Raw genomic sequence first — 18,173 nt, 5'->3', positions numbered from 1 at the left:
ATAGCCAGAATAGGCGGGGAAAAGCGTGCCAGCTTGAGCGTTTGCACGCCGTCAGGCGAAAATATCAACGCCGTCGACCGAGCGGGCCATCGCCTGCAGCGCTGCTGGGGCGCTCAGGGCTTCAACGCCGGTTTCCGCGCTGCCGTGTTGTTCACGGTAAGAAGGCTGCCCGCCTTGGTGAGAGGCCTGCTGCTGTGACTGTTGCGGCTGTGGCAGTGACTCACCGCCAACGCTGCTCTGGCCAAGGTTGATACCACTTTCCGCCAGCGCATGGCGTAGATGGGGCAGCGCGGCTTCCACCGCCGCACGAACCTGGCCGTGTGCCGAGGCGATATGCAACTGGGCCTGGTTATCGTCGAGCTTCAGCGTGATTTGCAAGGCACCCAGTTCCTGCGGATGTAGGCGTAACTCGGCGCTCTGCTGGCCGTTGCGGTGGAACATCAGCACCTGTTGACTCAGTGCCTGTTGCCATTCCTGGCTGCCGAGTTGAGCGTTCAACTGTGGCGTTGCCGGTGCGCTCACCGTCGCGCTGACGGGTTGGCTGGCGATCACCGGGCTGGAAACTGGCGCAGGGGCTGCGTGCTGTGGCGTTGCAGAAGATTGCGCTGATTCAGCCGCCAGTTTCAGTGGAGTGGTACCGCTATCCTGATTGTTATCGGCCTGAGAAGACAGTACTGACGACGCGTCAGTTTTGGCGGCCAAGGCGGATTTATCGTCTGCGTTCGGCTGCGATTTTGACGCTGGCAGGCCAGCAGTGGATAACGCTGGTTTTTCGCTCAGGGTGGCTAACAGTGATGCGGTTCCCGTCAGCGGCGCTTCGTCCCCGCTTGGCTCAGCGGCGGTTGCGACCCCATTTCCTGGTAACGGTTGCACTACGGCGGCAGGCAGCATGGCAAACAGAGCCTGCAAGCTGGCCGCATCCAAAGTATCTACAGGGTGCAGCGGCTGTTCGTCATCGCGCTGGGTTAACCGGGTTTGGCTATCGTCTGCCGTATCCAGTTCCTGCGGAGCGGCCAGCAAACGGCCACGATCGCTGAGCGAGGTCAGCAATTGGTTAAGCTGTTGGCGGCTGAGGGTTGAGATTTGTGGATCTTCGGCCAGTAGCTGGGCCACGTTCGGCTTGCCTTTCAGTTGACCTTCGGGCATGAAGCGCTCGCCGAGCAGTTGAGCAAAGCTGGCAGACAGTCCGGCATCATCCAACGACAGCGCGGTAAGGCCAGTCTCCGTGCCATCAACTGTCGCGGGCAAACCAGAAAGAACGTTGAGGTTCATGGGTTTAGATTCCTTTGTGAACTGCGTTGAGCGAACTCATCCATCAGTTTTTGGTCACGCTTGTTTTCCAGCATCAGTTCGGCGCTGAGGGCACGGGTGTTGAGCGTTTCAAAAGCGTTCAGCCGCTGCTGTTTGTCCTGCCACTGTTTGACCGCCCGTTCTACCTTCTCGCTCCACTGGAGCAACTGCTGGCGATGCTGGCTGATGGCCTGCTCGAGCGTGCCGATAAACTGCTGGTAGTTTTGCCAACTGGCGGAACCCATGCCGCTAGACAGGGTGTTGTTCAGCTTTTGCCGATACTCATCCTGGTAGTTGAGCAGCATGGCAAGCTGTTGCTCCGCCGCCTGTTGCGCCTGACGTGCCTGGCCGAGGTGCTGTGCGGCCTGTTCTACGGCATCCTGCGCCAGATCGCGCAGGATAATCAGCGGTGACTGTGGTTTCATGGTGCTCAGGCTCCGTGGTTAAACAATCAGTTGCTGCAACTGTTGGCAGGCATCGTCGTAGCCGCTGCGTTCGAAAATGCCCTGTTGCAGATAGGCTTCCATCTGCGGATACAGCGTCATGGCCTTGTCCAGCAGCGGATCGCTGCCTGCGGCGTAGGCTCCTACACTGATCAGATCGCGGTTACGTTGGTAACTGGCCAACATCTGTTTGAAGTTACGTACCCGCCGGTAATGCTCCTCATCGATCAGCGAGGTCATGGCACGGCTGATCGACGCTTCAATATCGATGGCAGGGTAGTGGCCCGCTTCCGCCAGGCGCCGGGAGAGCACCACATGGCCATCAAGGATGGCGCGTGCCGAATCGGCAATCGGGTCTTGCTGGTCATCACCTTCGGTCAACACGGTATAAAACGCGGTGATGGAACCGCCGCCGCTGATGCCGTTACCGGCACGCTCTACCAGCGCGGGTAGTTTGGCGAATACCGAAGGCGGATAGCCTTTGGTAGCCGGGGGTTCGCCGATTGCCAGGGCGATTTCACGTTGCGCCATGGCGTAACGGGTCAGGGAATCCATAATCAGAAGTACGTGTTGGCCCCGATCGCGGAAATCCTCGGCGATACGGGTGGCATAGGCGGCGCCTTGCATGCGTAGCAGCGGCGAAACGTCTGCCGGTGCAGCGATTACCACCGAACGGGCGCGTCCCTCGGTGCCGAGGATGTTTTCGATAAAGTCTTTCACTTCGCGGCCACGTTCGCCGATCAGTCCGACGACGATCACGTCGGCCTGGGTGTAACGCGCCATCATGCCGAGCAGCACGCTTTTACCCACGCCAGAACCGGCGAACAGCCCCATACGCTGGCCGCGGCCCACGGTGAGCAGCCCGTTGATGGTGCGCACACCGACGTCGAGTACCTGTTCGATCGGGGTGCGCTGCAACGGGTTGAACGGGGCGGTGATCAGCGGCGCGCGGTAGCCGGTATCTGGTGCTGGCAGGCCATCGAGCGGTTTGGCACCGCCATCGAGCACTCGGCCAAGCAATGCCGGGCCAAGGGGTAACTGTTTGCTGGCGCTTTGTCCTTCGGGGGAGACGCGAGCATAGACCCGAGCGCCTGGCACGATGCCGTCGACCTCTTCCAGCGGCATCAGAAACAGCCGTTGGCCGTTAAAACCGACCACCTCGCTTTCTACCTCCTGCACCACACCGCTGTCATGGCGTTCGATCAGGCAGGTGGCCCCCAGCGGTAACTGCAAACCGGTGGCTTCCAGTACCAGCCCGGTAGCTCGCGTCAGACGGCCATAGCGGCGCACCGCGGGCGCACGGGCAATGCGTTTTTCCAGACTGTCCAGCGAGTTCAGCCAACGGCCGAGACGAACGGTCATCACAGCTCTCCCGGTGCGGCCAGACGGCACAGTTCATGCCAGCGGGTGGCCAGGCTGGCATCCAGATCGCCTTCTTCTGCGCTGACCTTGCAGCCGCCTGGATGTAACTGTCCGTCGGCCAGCAGCCGCCAGCCGTGCAGGCTGAGTGTCATGCCAAGCTGCTGCTCTACCCGTTCGTAATCATCCGGGTGTACGCGCAACTGAGGTTTGCCGCTGAACATCGGTTCTTGCTGGATCAACTGTTGGATCTGGCCGAGCAGGGCGGTGCCATCGCACACCGGCGCTTGGCCGATGACCTGTTTGGCCGCCGTCAGGGCCAACTGCATCAGGCGCGAGGCAATCACGCTGTCGAGCGCGTCCAGCGTGTGCTGGAACTCGGTGACCAACTGCTGCCAATGTTCGGTGATCGGTTGCTGCTGCTGTTGGCCCGCCAGAATGCCTTGCTGACGGCCTTCCTCCAGCCCGGCCTGGAAACCGGCGTCATAGCCTTTCTGCTGGCCCTCGGCAAAGCCTTGTTGCTGACCTTGCTGTTGGGCCTGCAAACGCAGCATCTCCAGCCGTTGCTGTTCGTTGATGCTGTCATCCTGCGGGATGACGATCACTTCAGGCGGGCTTTCCGGTTCCAGCACCGGTTTGGGATCTGCCAGATCGCTAAGCGCCCAGGGCTGCCAGGGCAGGGTGTTGAGGCGATCAGACATAGGTGTCCTCGCCACCGCCGATGATCATTTCGCCGGTTTCTGCCAGGCGGCGTACCACCAACAGGATAGCCTTCTGTTCGTTCTCCACCTGCGACATCCGCACCGGGCCACGGTTGGCCAGATCGTCGCGTAGGATATCGGCGGCACGTTGCGACATGTTCTTGAGGAACTTCTCGCGCAGCGGCTGTTCGGCCCCTTTCAAGGCGATCAACAGGGATTCGCTTTCCACGTCCTGCAACAGGCGCTGGATGCTGCGATCGTCCACTTCGACCAGGTTTTCGAACAGGAACATTTCGTCGATGATCTTCTGCGCCAGCTCGCCGTCGTAGTCACGCATGGCACCAATAACCGCCTCTTCCTGCTGGGTTTTCATCAGGTTGATAATCTCGGCGGCGGTACGGACACCCCCCATTTTGCTGCGCTTGAGGTTCTGGCCGTCCAGCAGATTGTTCAGCACTTCTGTCAGCTCTGCCAGGGCGTCTGGCTGTACACCGCCGAAGGTGGCGATACGCAGCATCACGTCGTTGCGCAGGCGCTCCTCGAACTGTGCCAGGATATCCGCCGCCTGGCCGCGCTTGAGGTGAACCAGGATGGTGGCAATGATCTGCGGGTGTTCGTCGCGGATCAGATCGGCCGCGCTCTGCGGCTCCATAAAGTTGAGCGTTTCCATGCCGGAGGTGTCTTCGCGTGATTCGAGAATATCCTCCAGCAGGCTGCTGGCACGTTCTTCACCCAAGGCTTTTACCAGCACCGAGCGCAGGTAGTCGCTGGCATTGACGCTCAGCGCGGCATACTGTTCGGCATCGTCTTCAAACTCTCTGAGGACCTCCCCCAACTGTTTGTGGGACACCTGCCGCATACTGGCCATGGTGCCACTCAACTGCTGCACTTCCCGTGACGAGAGGTGCTTGAAGACTTCGGCGGCGCGATCTTCACCCAGCGTCATCAGCAGGATGGCGCTCTTTTCGGTACCTGTCAGACTCATAGTTCGTTACTCATCCATTGACGGATCACCAGGGCCACCACGCGTGGATCTTTATCTGCCAGTTCGCGGATCCGCTGGCCCTGGACTTCAGCATTGACGCGCTGCTGTGATTTCTTGTGCAGCGCCTGCTCTTCATGACTTGGCTTGTTCACCTCAGCCGGGCGACTGGCTGGCGTATTGGCAGCGGCCACTGCAGCTTGTTGCGCCACCTGACGGCTTTGCAGCTGCGGACGAACCAGCTTGCGCCACAAAATCCAGGCCACCAGCAGCACCAGCAAATAGCGGCCTGCGTTGAACAACCGATCGATAAACGACTGTGACTGCCAGAAAGGCAACTCGCCGCCGGTCTGCTCTACATCGTTGAACTGGGTGTTGACCACGTTAAGCGTATCGCCACGGCTGCTGGAGTAACCCATCGCTTCACGGACCAGCGACTCCACCTGAGCCAGCTGTTCTTTGCTCATCGGCTGTGGTTTACCGTCTTTATCGGTACCCAGGGTGTTGAGCACCACGGCGACCGACAGGCGTTCCACCGCTCCAGCCTTGTGCTGGGTATGACGAATGGTGCGATCCACCTCGTAGTTGGTGGTTTCATCACGGCGACTGTTTTGCGCTACGTTACCGCTAGCCCCGGTACGCGTGCTGTTATTGGCATTGCTTGCCGTGGCAGGGGTATTTGTATTGCCCGCCGCCGTAGTTTTTGGTGTTTCTATCGGTGCAGTCGGCGCTGCACTTGGCTGGTTGGAAAGGGCACCCGGTACGCCGCCGATCTGTTGCCCGCCGTTCTGTTCACTCTGGCTGAGCTGTCTGGAGCGTATTGCAGATTTATCCGGCTGTTGGTTGGGCTGGTACTGTTCGTCGGTTTGCTCGCGAGTGGAGAAATCGATTTGTGCCGTTACCTGTGCACGCACGTTCGCGCTGCCGACAATCGGTGCCAGAATAGCTTCAATACGGCGCTGATAGCGGTTCTCAACCTCATTGGCGTACTTCAACTGTGCGGCATTGAGATCGCGTCCGGTGCCGTCAGATTGGGTCAGCAGGCGGCCAGCCTGATCGACCACCGTGACGTTGCCCGGCGGCAAACCGGCCACGCTGCTGGATACCATATACACCACGGCATTGATCTGGCCGTCGTCTAACGTGCGGCCAGGTTGCAGCGTGAGCGTCACGGAAGCTGAGGGGTTCTTTTGTTCGCGTACAAACAGCGAAGGCTTAGGCAGTGCCAGATGCACACGGGCATTCTGTACCGGCCCCAGGGATTCGATAGTGCGTGACAGTTCGCCTTCCAGCGCGCGCTGGTAGTTGATCTGTTCGCTGAACTGGCTGATGCCGAATTTTTCCTGATCCAGCAGTTCAAAGCCGACGGCACCTCCCTTAGGCAGCCCCTGTTGCGCCAGACGCAGGCGGGTTTCATGCACCTTCTCCGCCGGGATCATCAACGCCGAGCCGTTCTCGGTAAAGCGATAGGGGATGTTCATCTGCGTGAGTTGCGTGACGATAGCGCCGCCGTCACGATCGTTGAGATTGCTGTACAGCACGCGGTAATCCGGGCTTTTGGCCCATAGCATCAGCGCAACCACGATGGCGATCGCCGCCGAGGCCGCGATCAGCAGTGGAATTTTAGGGTTGGCACGCAAGCGATTCCATAGGGCCAGCAGGCCGTTATCACGGCTTTCACCATTCATGCTGGTACCCACTCTGGCGGGTTCGAGGTATGGCTAGCGTTGTTGTGTGATGACAAAACAGACTCCCTGAATACACAGTTCTTTACGGCCTAACAAAAGCGCCCCCATTTTTGGGCATGCCATTATTTGCTCTAGGGGCAAGTTTTGATGGCCCGATAAACCGGTGTTTTTGCAGTTAATTAGCCGCTTTAACCGGAAAGCACTGTGGTAGGGTGTGCAGCATCGGGATCATGCAGGCGAATGAAGGCGCGGTTTTCCCGCCGTTTTTCAGGCCAGCGCTTGAAATCCATAGGGTATGAATGAAGTAACGAGGTCATGATGGCAATTCAGGGTATTGAAGGAGTGGTGCAGCAGTTGCAAGCCACGGCGGTTCAGGCCGGAGCGCTGCGACAAAACGATCCGGTGCAGGAAGCCAGTTTTGCCAATGAGTTAAAGGCGGCTCTCGGTAAGATCAGCGAGACTCAGCAAACTGCGCGTCAGCAAGCACAGGATTTTGAATTGGGTGTGCCGGGTATCAGTTTGAACGACGTGATGGTCGATCTGCAGAAGTCTTCGGTGTCTTTGCAACTGGGTGTGCAGGTACGTAATAAACTGGTTGCGGCTTATCAAGACGTAATGAATATGGCGGTGTAGCGGTAAATAAAGGGTGGCTATAGCGCAAACAGATAATCTATTCTGTATTGGCGTAAGCCTCCCTAATGTGATTTTCAGTGGTTTTCGACCCGTTTGCCTAATCAATAAATCATGGCAAGCCGGTGTCTTGAGCGTCGTCGGTGTTTTTTATGGGCAACACCAATCTTTTTACTATCAATGACTTTGGCGTGTTTCTTAAAGGAAAAAAGGCATAAAACAGTCAGCGATGCTACCAAATACTCCATTATCTTATCCTCCTTGAAATTGGTTAATTAAGCTAATATTTGTAGTTATTGTCCTAAATGTCAATTAGCGAGGGTGTAATGTAGATATATCCTCATCGAGCCCAGGAACTGTCTTATATCTTTGAGTGGATTCGTACGGTGTCGCTCGTAAACCACGCAAAAAATAATCGCTTACGCTGAAGAGATTGAGTCTCATTCAAGCAATGCCAGAGAACCGTGAGCGGTGTAACTTAAAGAAATATCTCTGTTTTATTGAAAGACCTAATTCCTGTTGTGCGGTGGCTATTATTTTTTTGACCGTGCTTTGGAGTAGGCTGATGCTTTGTGAATAAGATGAAAGATCCACAGCTTTACAAGGATATTATTTTTTCTATGGAAATAATCGCGCTAATAGTATTTATTCGGGAAAAGTGATGAGCACTAAAAGTGAAGTAAGATGGCGTTTTTTCAGCATTGTCATGTTAATTGTGTTGGCCGTATTGACCTATGTGTTAGTTAAACTCAACTGATGTACGGGCCACTCAGGGTGGCCTTAGTCACATCCTCAGCCTGCCGTTGTTAAACCCAGCATCTATTCCTCTACCGTATTTAGCCATGGATATGCCGGAGGCTGCGCGGCGGTGGGCTGCATAATTCGCTGGTGCCCACGGATGGCGGTAGGCGCGAAGCCGAATCGTTTACGAAAGCGTTCGGCAAAACGAGAAGAACTTTCATAGCTCACATATTGTGCAATGGCGGAGATCGGCCAGTCTGTGGCCTGCAATAACAGCAGCGCGCGGCTCATACGTACATCGATCATCAGGTTGCGCAAGGCGCTATTCTCCGCCGACAGTTTGCGCCGCAGCACCACCTCGCTCATCATCAGATTTTCAGCCACTTCGGCGGCGGTCCAAATCCGTTGCGGATCGCTTGCCAGCAAGCGGCGCACCTGCTGGGTCAGATTATTGGCTTCCTGGTGAGTAAAGCGGATCCCCAGGTGTGCCAGCCACAGTAGGATTTCGCACATTTTATGGCGGATAATCATCTGGGGAAAACGATCGTGCAGCGTCAGTGCCAGCGCCGCGGTTTCAAAACTGTGCAAGAACGGGCAGGGCAGCTTCGTCAGCGTAGTGACGCCAGTGAAAGGGGTAGGCGGCGCGATAGGCGCATTGGCTACCGTATCAAACAGCAAGGGATCGCAAATCAGCAGTTGGCAGCTGTATACTCCGCTGTCTGAAAGACTATTAATCACATCGGCGGTTAGCCCACCTTCTACGATCAACAGCTCTCCGGCGCGAGCTACCACCTCCCGTTGCTTCCACCGTATACGTGTTTGCCCTTGCTGGATCAAAAACAGATGCGTCTGCTCAAAATAGAGCGACGGAAGTCGCAGTTCAGTATGCTGAATGATGTGTGCTGAGGCACCGATCCCGGGACAAAAATTAATTAAGCGTTCCATCAATATTCATTTCATCGTTATTATCTACGAATATCTTTACGCTTTGCTGGAGGATGGAGCAACATTTTTTCGCCTGTTGCCGATCACAACTCGATAATTTACTTGTCAAGAATCAGTTTCCTGTTGAACAGAAAACGTCCGTGTCGGGATAAGTGTTATCCATTAAATCGGCAATAGTGCCAGCGGTTTGCATTTTCATGCATTACCTGCCATACGAATTATTCAAATCTCATGCGTTTATATTATGGTGCAACGGGATAATAATAGTGTTTTATCCTATTAATTACTTAGGATAGGCGGTTAAACATAAGATTTATCTTGATTGCGGCTCACCAAGCAGCAAAGCGCGGTCATGGAATTGACCGTAGGTGCTGTTGACCGCGCTCTGGCGGGTAGACTGCCCGATCAAAACCGTTAATTCGTCCATGCGTCGCTGCATCAGTCGCTTCACTTCGGTTTCGTTTTTGAGGATTTGCTGCAATTTACCGCGTAAAATATCCTGCAAGATCGAAGATGGCTCAGGGATACCCGCCAGTTGGGCGGTTTTTTCTACCGCCTGAACGTAGGTGATCTCCATTTCAATCAGCGCATCCCACTGGCCAGCCTGCGCCAGTGTGATCATTTGCTCGCTCAGGCTATGGATCTTTTGATAGGCCAATAGCAGTTGTTGGTGGTGTTCCATTATACGCCGTCCTGAACGGATTGATAATTGGGGCCAATTTGACGCCAGGCGTCGGCAATGTTCTCCAGCAGCCCGCTGACTTCGTCAAGGGCCGCGACATCATTGTGCAGGTTGGCCTGCATCAGACGGCGTTTCATATAGTCATATAAGGCGGCGAGATTATCGGCGATCTCCCCTCCCTGTTCATGATTGAGGCCATTTTTTAGCCCGTTATCAATGATATTAATGGCTTTTGAGATCGCCAGCCCCTTGCCGGCGATATTCCCCTGATCCATCAGGATGCGTGCACGAAGCAGGGCGCTGAGCGCCCCGTCGAATAGCATCACGATGAGCTGGTGCGGGCTGGCACCCATCACGCCACTTTCTACACTAACCTGGGCGTAAGCCTGGGTTCCGCTGCGGTTGTACATGCTATTTTACCTGGTTAACGCGCCTATTTAGACGTGAACTGTTGGGTTAAATAATTACTGGTACCATTCAGTTTCGACATCATGGTATCCAACTGAACAAATTGCTGTTTGTAACGATCGATGGAGCTTTGAATACTTTCGGTCACGCGGGTGATTTGGGTATTCAAACGGTCGAGGTTGGTATTGATACTCTTGGTCGAGTTCTCAATCACGCCACCGGCCTTGATATAGTTTTGGATCTCATTGTGGATTTCCGTCGCCATACCGCTCTCTTTACCATCACCAGCGAAGAAATTGGCCACCTGATCGGGTTTTTCATCGATCGCTTTTTTTAACTTTTCGCTGTCCAATTCCAGTTTGCCGGTTTTGGTATTGGTAGTAATACCCAGGTTGCCCAAGCCCTTCAGCTCCGGGTTGTCCTGTGCGGCGCTTAGCGCGCTCTTAATGGAGGATTGGATGCCGCGCAGCGTGTTGTCACCCAACAGCGCCCCATTTTTGTTGTTCTGTGCTTCACCACTCTTTACTGGGGTGTATTTCGTCAGGGAATTAAAGGTATCCAACAGCGAGTTATAGCTATCAACCCAAGCCTTGACCTTGTCCGAGGTGCCGCTTTTATCGGCGGTGACCACCAGGTTCTGCGGTTCGCCCGGTTTGGTGATGGTTTTCAGATCCAGCGTCACCCCTTGCAGGGCGTCGGCGATCGAGTTGGTGCTGCGCTTGATGGTGGTACCGTTAATGGTCAACTCGGCATCCTGGCCTTTGACCGTTTCCTTCATCGCGTTGCTGGTGCTGGTAGGATCATAATTTAAGATCGCTCCCAGTTTATCGTCATTATTAACCTGCACCTTAACCGTATTTTTTTCGCCGGTGGTGGAGGAACTGATGGCCAACTGATAGTCGTTGTCGCCCACGCGCATGATGGTGGCGTTCACCCCGGCTTTGGCGCCGTTAATCGCATCGCGCATTTCCAGCAGTGAGGTTTGATCGTCACCTAGCGGGATTTTGACCTCTTTAGGGGGGTTGCCAGCGGTGATCGAAATCGAACGATCGCTGGCGCCGCTAGTGCCCAGTTTCTCCGCTTGATCGTTAATATCGGCCTTTGTCGTCAAGGTTTGCGGCTGTGCCAGATGCAGCACCTCGACGCTGTAATTACCCGGGACCGATTTGGCGGTGGTAGTCACGTTAAACTGATCGTGAGTGGTGGCGGTAGTATTGTTAAAGAATTCTGGCTTGGCCAAATCCTTGCTCAGGTTATCGAATTTTTCCAGCGAGCTTTTCAACGTGCCGTAGGCAGTCAGCTTGGCGTTATAGCTGGTTTGCTGGGTTGTATAAGGTGTCAGACGTTGTTGTTCCGCCTTGGTCAGCTTGTCCAGCAAGCCGTTGAGGTCCAGCCCTGAGCCGATGCCTAATGAACTAATCGATGCCATTCGTGATTCTCCTATGGTCAATGACTTTTACGCTCTATGCGTTATCGGCTCAGTATGTAAAAAGTTTACGGATAAATAGAAAAAACGATGGCGCAGTAGAAGAGGGAAAAACAGCGTTATTCGCGCCATTGGCGAAAAGTGAAAAAAACGGAAAAAAAATCTAAAGGTTGTGGGGGGAGCGCCGATACCTGAGGAGACGGTGGTTGACGCCGTGGACCAACAAGGTCCGAACCCTTTAATTGTGAATGCGAACGTCGCAACTGATTCGTAAGGAAAGCAAATTATGGCACAAGTAATTAATACCAACAGCCTGTCGCTGATGGCGCAGAACAACCTGAACAAATCTCAGTCTTCTCTGGGGACCGCTATCGAGCGTCTGTCTTCCGGTCTGCGTATCAACAGCGCGAAGGATGACGCTGCGGGTCAGGCGATCTCTAACCGTTTCACAGCTAACATCAAGGGCCTGACTCAGGCTTCCCGTAACGCTAACGACGGTATCTCTCTGGCGCAGACCACTGAAGGCGCACTGAACGAAGTCAACGACAACCTGCAGAACATCCGTCGTCTGACCGTGCAGTCTCAGAACGGTTCTAACTCATCCAGCGACCTGCAGTCAATCCAGGATGAAATCTCTCAGCGTCTGAACGAAATCAACCGTATTTCAGAGCAAACCGACTTCAACGGCGTGAAAGTGTTGAGCAGCGATCAGAAGTTGACTATTCAGGTTGGCGCTAATGATGGTGAAACCATTGATATCGATCTGAAAGATATTAATGCTAAAACTCTGGGCTTGGATAAATTCAGCGTTGCAAACCCAATCGATACTGCCAAAGTGGGCGGCGCAGCATTGACCACCGTTGATAAAATGGGGCCACCGGCTATTCAGGCTGATGGTAACGCAGCGACAAAAACCAGCGATGGCAAACTTTACACTGCGAATGGCACTGATTTCTTTGTAAAAGCTACCGATGGTGCTATTTACGATGCCACCGTTGCCGCTGACGGTAAAGTGACCTGGGATTCTACCACTGCGACCACTAACCCAACCGCTGGTATCAAGGAACAGTCTCAAGTTAAAGTGGGTACCACCGCCGTTACTGGTTTAACTGGTAGTGATGAACTGCGTACCTATACAGATCCAGCCGGTAAATCAGGTTATATGGTTAAAGGTAAGGATGACAACGGTAACGACGCTTACTATGCAGCTACTGTAGATGCATCTGGCAAAGTAACCAAAGGCGCGCAACAGTCTACCGATCCAAAAACTGCTGACCCACTGGCAACCCTGGACAAAGCTCTGTCACAGGTTGACGGCCTGCGTTCTTCCCTGGGTGCGGTACAGAACCGTTTCGACTCTGTTATCAACAACCTGAACAGCACCGTGAACAACCTGTCTGCTTCCCAGTCTCGTATTCAAGATGCCGACTACGCGACCGAAGTGTCTAACATGAGCCGTGCCAACATCCTGCAACAGGCTGGCACCTCTGTTCTGGCCCAGGCTAACCAGTCTACCCAGAACGTACTGACCCTGCTGCGTTAATCACTCTCTCCGATTAGCCTGTCATCCAAACCCTGCTTCGGCAGGGTTTTTTGTCTTTTGCTGCCATCAGGGTTTTTACATGGCACAAATAAAGCCCGTTTTGTACGGCTGTTCAGACGATTGGTATTGCGCCTGCTACGGATAATAGCCATGACTCCGTTATCCGCAGGTTAGACATAGTGAGCGATCTGTATACCGCCGAAGGCGTCATGGACAAAAATTCTCTCTGGCTGCGCTACGTTCCGCTAGTGCGCCACGAGGCGTTACGCCTGCAGGTTAGGCTGCCCGCCAGCGTGGAACTGGACGATCTGCTGCAAGCAGGGGGAATCGGGCTGTTGAACGCCGTTGAGCGTTACGATGCCCTGCAAGGAACGGCCTTCACGACCTATGCCGTGCAGCGTATTCGCGGTGCGATGCTCGACGAGTTGCGTAGCCGTGACTGGGTGCCGCGCAGCGTACGCCGCAACGCTCGGGAAGTGGCGCGCATGATGCAGCAGTTGGAACAGCGGCTCGGCCGCCCGGCCAGCGAAATGGAGGTGGCACAGGGGTTGGATGTCTCGCTGGACGAGTATCGCCAGATCCTGTTGGACACCAATAATAGCCAGCTATTTTCCTACGACGAATGGCAGGAAGAGCATGGCGACAGCGCCGAACCGGTGCTGGAAGGTCATGAAGCTGCCAATCCGTTGCATCAACTGTTGGAAGGCAATCTGCGCCAGCGGGTGATCGATGCCATCGAGGCGCTGCCGGAACGCGAAAAACTGGTGCTGACGCTGTATTACCAGGAGGAGTTGAATCTGAAGGAAATTGGCGCAGTGCTCGATGTGGGTGAGTCGCGAGTCAGCCAGTTGCATAGCCAGGCAATCAAACGCCTGCGGGCACGTCTGGCTCAGGACAACTGAACCCCCAAGCCTGCCTCCCTAACCAACCTGATTACTGCCGCAATAAATGGACTGCAAAAGATGCCAGGAAAACAGTTGAAGAAACGGCCACTCAGCCGCTACCTGAAAGATTATAAACACAGCCAAACCCATTGTTCCCAGTGCGAGAAGGTGCTAGACCGCATGGCACTGGTGTTCCGTGGCAAGATCATCAATAAGGAAGCCATCGCCCGGATGGATCAGCCGATTGACGATCAGGTCTGGCAAAACGTGCAAAGCGAGTTGACCGCGCTATGCCGGTTTTGTAGTGAAATCTCCTGTAATAGTCACCCCAGTTACTTCGACATCATGGCGTTTAAACAGTATCTGTTTGAACAGACCGAGATGAACCACAGCACCATCCGTGAATATGTCGTGCGCCTGCGGCGCCTGGATGAAATGCTGGTGGCACACAACTATCCTGCCGATCAGTTTGCCAGCGCCTTCAACCATCAGCGTATTATTGACGATCTGCCACCGGCGGCGAGCGATAACTACCGCATTGCGCTGCGCAAATACGACCAATACCTGGCCTGGCAAAAAAGTTATTGATTGACCTGACCCGGTCGGTTGGCCGGGTTACCCTGCAGCCATCCCCACGAATAAAGAGTGATTATTCAGAGCACATCTGATAAATCTATCATTCAAACACCGTTATTTTATTCCCTGGGGGAAGTTGTGGATCTGCAACAGCAACTGGCGCAATTCCCGCGCCTGGATTTGGTTGGCTCTGCCACGCCGCTCGAAAAGTTATCCCGCCTTTCAGACTACCTTGGCCGCGAAATTTACATCAAACGTGACGATGTCACTCCGATGGCAATGGGTGGCAACAAGCTGAGAAAGCTGGAGTTTTTAGCCGCCGACGCGGTACGCCAAGGGGCCGATACCCTGGTTACCGCCGGTGCCATTCAATCCAACCACGTTCGCCAGACCGCCGCCGTGGCGGCCAAGCTCGGCCTGCAATGCGTAGCGCTGTTGGAAAACCCCATCGACACCAAAGCGGAAAACTACCTCAGTAACGGTAATCGCCTGCTGCTCGATCTGTTCAATGTTGAAGTGGTGATGTGCGATGCCTTGCACGATCCGCAGATGCAACTGGCCGATCTGGCCACACGTTTGGAAGCCCAGGGTTTCCGTCCTTATGTCATCCCCGTAGGCGGTTCCAACGCGCTCGGCTCATTGGGCTATGTGCAGTGTGCGCTGGAAATTGCAGCACAAAGCCATGGCATCAACTTCAGTTCGATCGTAGTGGCATCCGGCAGTGCCGGGACTCACGCCGGTCTGGCGGTGGGGCTACAGCAACTGCTGCCGGAGAGCGAACTGATTGGCGTGACCGTTTCCCGCAAGGTGATCGATCAGTTACCGAAGGTTGAACAGTTGCAAAAAGCGGTCGCCTGTTCGCTGAATATTGACGAGCTGGCCCCCATAACCTTGTGGGATGACTATTTTGCCCCGCAGTACGGTATGCCGAATGACGAAGGTATGGCGGCGGTGAAGCTGTTGGCGCAGCAGGAAGGTGTGCTGCTGGACCCGGTCTATACTGGTAAGGCGATGGCGGGGTTGATTGATGGCATCAGCCAGAAACGTTTTCGCGATGAAGGTCCGATCCTGTTTGTGCACACCGGTGGGGCACCGGCGCTGTTTGCTTATCACCCGCAGGTCTGATGCCGAGCAAAGTTGTTATTCCATTTAGAACTATAGTTATTAGGTTATATTCCTTTATGAAGTATTTATGACTGTTAAAATCATGAAATCAAAAAGATAAACAACAGATGGGGTGTCTATGGTCTTTTCAAAATTTCGTCGTCAACTGCTGCTGGGTGTGATGGCCGTGGCGCTGACCACCGGCTTGAACGTGAAAACCTACGCGGCCGATAACCTGCTCGATCAGGTCAAGCAGCGCGGCACGCTGATCGTTGGGCTGGAAGGCACCTATCCGCCGTTCAGCTTCCAGGGGGAGGACGGCAAACTGACCGGCTTTGAGGTGGACTTCGCTAATGCACTGGCGGAACATCTGGGGGTGAAGGCCAAGCTCAATCCAACCAAATGGGATGGCATGCTGGCCTCGTTGGAGTCCAAGCGTATCGACGTGGTGATCAACCAGGTCACCATCTCCGATGAGCGTAAGAAAAAGTACGATTTCTCTACCCCATACACCGTTTCCGGTATCCAGGCGCTGGTGAAGAAAGGCAACGAAGGCATTATTACCAAGGCCGACGATCTGAAGGGCAAGAAGGTCGGCGTGGGTCTGGGCACCAACTACGAACAGTGGCTGCGTGACAACGTGCAGGGTGTTGATGTGCGTACCTACGACGATGACCCAACCAAGTATCAGGATCTGCGCGTAGGCCGCATCGATGCCATTTTGGTCGACCGTCTGGCGGCGTTGGATCTGGTGAAGAAAACCGGTGATACGCTGGCCGTCGCTGGCCCGGCATTCTCTCGCCAGGAAGCTGGCGTAGCGGTGCGTAAAAACAATCCGGAACTGCTGGCCGCTATCGATCAGGCGATTGCCGAAATGCAGAAAGACGGGACGTTGGCGAAGATCTCTGAAAAATGGTTTGGCGCGGACGTAACTAAATAATGCAAGAGAGTATTCAACTGGCGCTGGATTCAGCGCCATTTTTATTACGGGGTGCGCTGTTGACCCTCCAGCTCAGTCTGGGTGGCATGGCGCTCGGTTTGATCCTCGGGTTTTTGTTGGCGCTGATGCGCCTTTCGCCGTTATGGCCGATCTCCTGGCTGTCACGCATCTACGTTTCCCTGTTTCGCGGTACGCCGCTGATCGCCCAGCTGTTTATGATCTATTACGGCTTACCGCAGTTTGGCATCGAGTTGGATCCATTCCCGGCGGCATTAATCGGCCTTTCGTTAAACACCGCAGCCTATACCTCGGAAACGCTGCGTGCGGCGATCTCCTCGATCGATAAAGGGCAGTGGGAAGCGGCGGCCAGTATCGGCATGACGCCCTGGCAGACCCTGCGCCGGGTGATCCTGCCGCAGGCGGCTCGCACCGCGCTGCCTCCGCTGGGCAACAGCTTTATCGGGTTGGTCAAAGATACCTCGCTGGCGGCGACCATTCAGGTGCCGGAGCTGTTCCGTCAGGCGCAGTTGATCACTTCACGTACGCTGGAAGTGTTCGCCATGTATCTGGCGGCATCGCTGATCTACTGGGTGATGGCCACCTTGCTTTCCGCGTTGCAGAACCGTCTGGAAGCGCACGTTAACCGTCAGGATCAGGAGTAGCCGATGAGCGCCATCGAAGTCAGACAGTTGGTTAAAAAGTTCAAAGGGCAGACCGTATTACACGGCATCGATCTTGAGGTGAACGCGGGTGAAGTGGTGGCGATTATCGGGCCGAGTGGTTCCGGTAAGACGACCTTGCTACGCAGCATCAACCTGCTGGAGGTGCCGGATTCTGGCACTATCCGTGTCGGTGACATCTTGATCGACAGCGCTCGCCCGCTGAGCAAACAAAAAAATCAGGTACGGGCCCTGCGCCAGCAGGTGGGCTTTGTGTTTCAGAGCTTCAACCTGTTTCCCCACCGTTCGGTGCTGGAAAACATCATCGAAGGTCCGGTGATTGTTAAAGGAGAAGCCAAGGCCAGCGCTGAAAAACTGGCGCGTGTCCTGTTGGCAAAAGTGGGGCTGAGCGGTAAAGAGCAGGCCTACCCTAAACGTTTGTCCGGCGGTCAGCAGCAGCGCGTAGCCATTGCCAGGGCGTTAGCGATGCAGCCCGAGGTCATTTTGTTTGATGAACCGACCTCTGCGCTGGATCCTGAACTGGTTGGCGAAGTGCTCAATACCATTCGCGCCTTGGCAGAAGAGAAACGCACCATGGTGATCGTCACCCACGAAATGAGCTTTGCCCGTGACGTGGCCGATCGCGCCATTTTTATGGATCATGGCCGCATTGTCGAGCAGGGGCCCGCGAAGGCGTTGTTCGCCAACCCGCAGCATCAGCGCACCAAGCAGTTTCTGGATAAGTTTCTCAACCAGTGATCTTGTCAGGGGGCGATGCCCCCTTAACCTCGTTATCCTGCCTTTAACAACTCATTACGCGCTGCGGCGGCGAGAAATGCGCTGCGGCTGCCATAGCCCGGATGCTGCTGCACCAGCGCATCAATACGGTTGAGCAACCTGTGGGGCAACGTGATATTGATACGTTCAGCCCGGCCATCAAACTTGTCCATATTAATATCCACCAGCAACCACTGGCCGCCGTTGAGAGCGTCGTTGCCCTGAGCCAGATGGAAGGACACCGCCTGTGGGCGCGGAATGACCTGATTTTCTTCACTCAATAATTCAAAGTGGGCATCCAGAGCGCTTTTGGCGGCCTGGAAGGTTTGATCGAGACTGACTTCGGCAAAGTAGCAGCCGGGCACATCGGGAAAATCGGCTGATTTTTATGCAGG

The 18,173-nt window shown here is 54.8% G+C and carries 19 protein-coding genes; 8 read left to right on the top strand and 11 right to left on the bottom strand.

Features of this window, described 5'->3' with window-relative positions:
- Positions 1 to 51 precede the first annotated feature (51 nt).
- From KGP26_RS17045 to fliF, 6 genes are read right to left on the bottom strand one after another with little or no spacing between them, the layout of a single operon-like run.
- On the bottom strand, positions 52 to 1,272 hold the full coding sequence (locus KGP26_RS17045) for a flagellar hook-length control protein FliK (protein WP_223664311.1): 1,221 nt from the start codon (positions 1,270 to 1,272) through the stop codon (positions 52 to 54).
- Complete coding sequence (gene fliJ, locus KGP26_RS17040; protein WP_021180957.1) at positions 1,269 to 1,715, bottom strand: flagellar export protein FliJ; 447 nt, start codon at positions 1,713 to 1,715, stop codon at positions 1,269 to 1,271. Before fliJ ends, KGP26_RS17045 begins: the two co-directional genes overlap by 4 nt.
- A gap of 18 nt (positions 1,716 to 1,733) precedes the next feature.
- On the bottom strand, positions 1,734 to 3,095 hold the full coding sequence (fliI, locus tag KGP26_RS17035) for a flagellar protein export ATPase FliI (protein WP_021805706.1): 1,362 nt from the start codon (positions 3,093 to 3,095) through the stop codon (positions 1,734 to 1,736).
- Entirely contained in the window at positions 3,095 to 3,793 is a 699-nt protein-coding gene (fliH, locus tag KGP26_RS17030; RefSeq protein ID WP_223664310.1) for a flagellar assembly protein FliH, read from the bottom strand. Before fliH ends, fliI begins: the two co-directional genes overlap by 1 nt.
- Complete coding sequence (gene fliG, locus KGP26_RS17025) at positions 3,786 to 4,778, bottom strand: flagellar motor switch protein FliG (RefSeq protein WP_021180960.1); 993 nt, start codon at positions 4,776 to 4,778, stop codon at positions 3,786 to 3,788. Before fliG ends, fliH begins: the two co-directional genes overlap by 8 nt.
- Positions 4,775 to 6,463 carry a flagellar basal-body MS-ring/collar protein FliF gene (gene fliF, locus KGP26_RS17020; RefSeq protein ID WP_021805704.1) on the bottom strand — a complete coding sequence of 563 codons (1,689 nt, stop codon included), beginning with the start codon at positions 6,461 to 6,463 and terminating at the stop codon, positions 4,775 to 4,777. The genes fliG and fliF overlap by 4 nt, the downstream gene beginning before the upstream one ends.
- Positions 6,464 to 6,781: 318 nt before the next feature.
- On the opposite strand from fliF, the gene fliE reads away from it, so the two are divergent.
- Entirely contained in the window at positions 6,782 to 7,096 is a 315-nt protein-coding gene (fliE, locus tag KGP26_RS17015) for a flagellar hook-basal body complex protein FliE (protein WP_218520375.1), read from the top strand.
- An 816-nt stretch (positions 7,097 to 7,912) separates the two neighbouring features.
- Here fliE and KGP26_RS17010 read toward each other — a convergent pair.
- The 4 genes from KGP26_RS17010 to fliD all read right to left on the bottom strand — a co-directional run bounded on the left by KGP26_RS17010 (position 7,913) and on the right by fliD (position 11,298).
- On the bottom strand, positions 7,913 to 8,779 hold the full coding sequence (locus KGP26_RS17010) for a helix-turn-helix transcriptional regulator (protein ID WP_021805703.1): 867 nt from the start codon (positions 8,777 to 8,779) through the stop codon (positions 7,913 to 7,915).
- Between the two features lie 313 nt (positions 8,780 to 9,092).
- Positions 9,093 to 9,461 carry a flagella biosynthesis regulatory protein FliT gene (gene fliT / locus KGP26_RS17005; protein ID WP_218519194.1) on the bottom strand — a complete coding sequence of 123 codons (369 nt, stop codon included), beginning with the start codon at positions 9,459 to 9,461 and terminating at the stop codon, positions 9,093 to 9,095.
- Positions 9,461 to 9,871, bottom strand: a complete 411-nt coding sequence (gene fliS, locus KGP26_RS17000) for a flagellar export chaperone FliS (protein ID WP_218519195.1) — start codon at positions 9,869 to 9,871, stop codon at positions 9,461 to 9,463. The genes fliT and fliS overlap by 1 nt, the downstream gene beginning before the upstream one ends.
- Before the next feature lie 23 nt (positions 9,872 to 9,894).
- Entirely contained in the window at positions 9,895 to 11,298 is a 1,404-nt protein-coding gene (fliD, locus tag KGP26_RS16995) for a flagellar filament capping protein FliD (protein ID WP_094983056.1), read from the bottom strand.
- A 283-nt stretch (positions 11,299 to 11,581) separates the two neighbouring features.
- On the opposite strand from fliD, the gene KGP26_RS16990 reads away from it, so the two are divergent.
- The 7 genes from KGP26_RS16990 (at position 11,582) to tcyN (ending at position 17,760) form a co-directional block, all read left to right on the top strand.
- Positions 11,582 to 12,838 (top strand): FliC/FljB family flagellin, encoded by a 1,257-nt coding sequence (locus tag KGP26_RS16990; RefSeq protein WP_209523992.1) that lies wholly within the window; start codon positions 11,582 to 11,584, stop codon positions 12,836 to 12,838.
- 179 nt (positions 12,839 to 13,017) lie between these two features.
- Complete coding sequence (locus KGP26_RS16985) at positions 13,018 to 13,740, top strand: RNA polymerase sigma factor FliA (protein ID WP_021180968.1); 723 nt, start codon at positions 13,018 to 13,020, stop codon at positions 13,738 to 13,740.
- A gap of 60 nt (positions 13,741 to 13,800) precedes the next feature.
- Positions 13,801 to 14,310 (top strand): flagella biosynthesis regulatory protein FliZ, encoded by a 510-nt coding sequence (gene fliZ / locus KGP26_RS16980; protein ID WP_021805698.1) that lies wholly within the window; start codon positions 13,801 to 13,803, stop codon positions 14,308 to 14,310.
- A 126-nt stretch (positions 14,311 to 14,436) separates the two neighbouring features.
- Positions 14,437 to 15,423 carry a D-cysteine desulfhydrase gene (locus tag KGP26_RS16975; RefSeq protein WP_059201105.1) on the top strand — a complete coding sequence of 329 codons (987 nt, stop codon included), beginning with the start codon at positions 14,437 to 14,439 and terminating at the stop codon, positions 15,421 to 15,423.
- A gap of 118 nt (positions 15,424 to 15,541) precedes the next feature.
- Positions 15,542 to 16,342 carry a cystine ABC transporter substrate-binding protein gene (tcyJ, locus tag KGP26_RS16970; RefSeq protein ID WP_021180971.1) on the top strand — a complete coding sequence of 267 codons (801 nt, stop codon included), beginning with the start codon at positions 15,542 to 15,544 and terminating at the stop codon, positions 16,340 to 16,342.
- Entirely contained in the window at positions 16,342 to 17,004 is a 663-nt protein-coding gene (gene tcyL / locus KGP26_RS16965; protein ID WP_021180972.1) for a cystine ABC transporter permease, read from the top strand. The genes tcyJ and tcyL overlap by 1 nt, the downstream gene beginning before the upstream one ends.
- 3 nt (positions 17,005 to 17,007) lie before the next feature.
- Positions 17,008 to 17,760, top strand: coding sequence for an L-cystine ABC transporter ATP-binding protein TcyN (tcyN, locus tag KGP26_RS16960; RefSeq protein WP_021805696.1), 753 nt, complete (start codon positions 17,008 to 17,010; stop codon positions 17,758 to 17,760).
- Positions 17,761 to 17,792: 32 nt separating this feature from the next.
- On the opposite strand, the gene KGP26_RS16955 is transcribed toward tcyN, so the two are convergent.
- Positions 17,793 to 18,143: a type II toxin-antitoxin system HicB family antitoxin gene (locus KGP26_RS16955; protein WP_223499963.1), complete on the bottom strand. Its 351-nt coding sequence runs from the start codon at positions 18,141 to 18,143 to the stop codon at positions 17,793 to 17,795.
- Between the last annotated feature and the right edge of the window lie 30 nt (positions 18,144 to 18,173).

It is taken from the genome of Serratia sp. JSRIV002 (assembly GCF_019968725.1).
In the GTDB taxonomy this organism is placed as follows: domain Bacteria; phylum Pseudomonadota; class Gammaproteobacteria; order Enterobacterales; family Enterobacteriaceae; genus Chania; species Chania fonticola_B.
The sequence above is the reverse complement of the archived record's forward strand: the minus strand, read 5'-3'. Positions and strand labels throughout refer to the sequence as shown.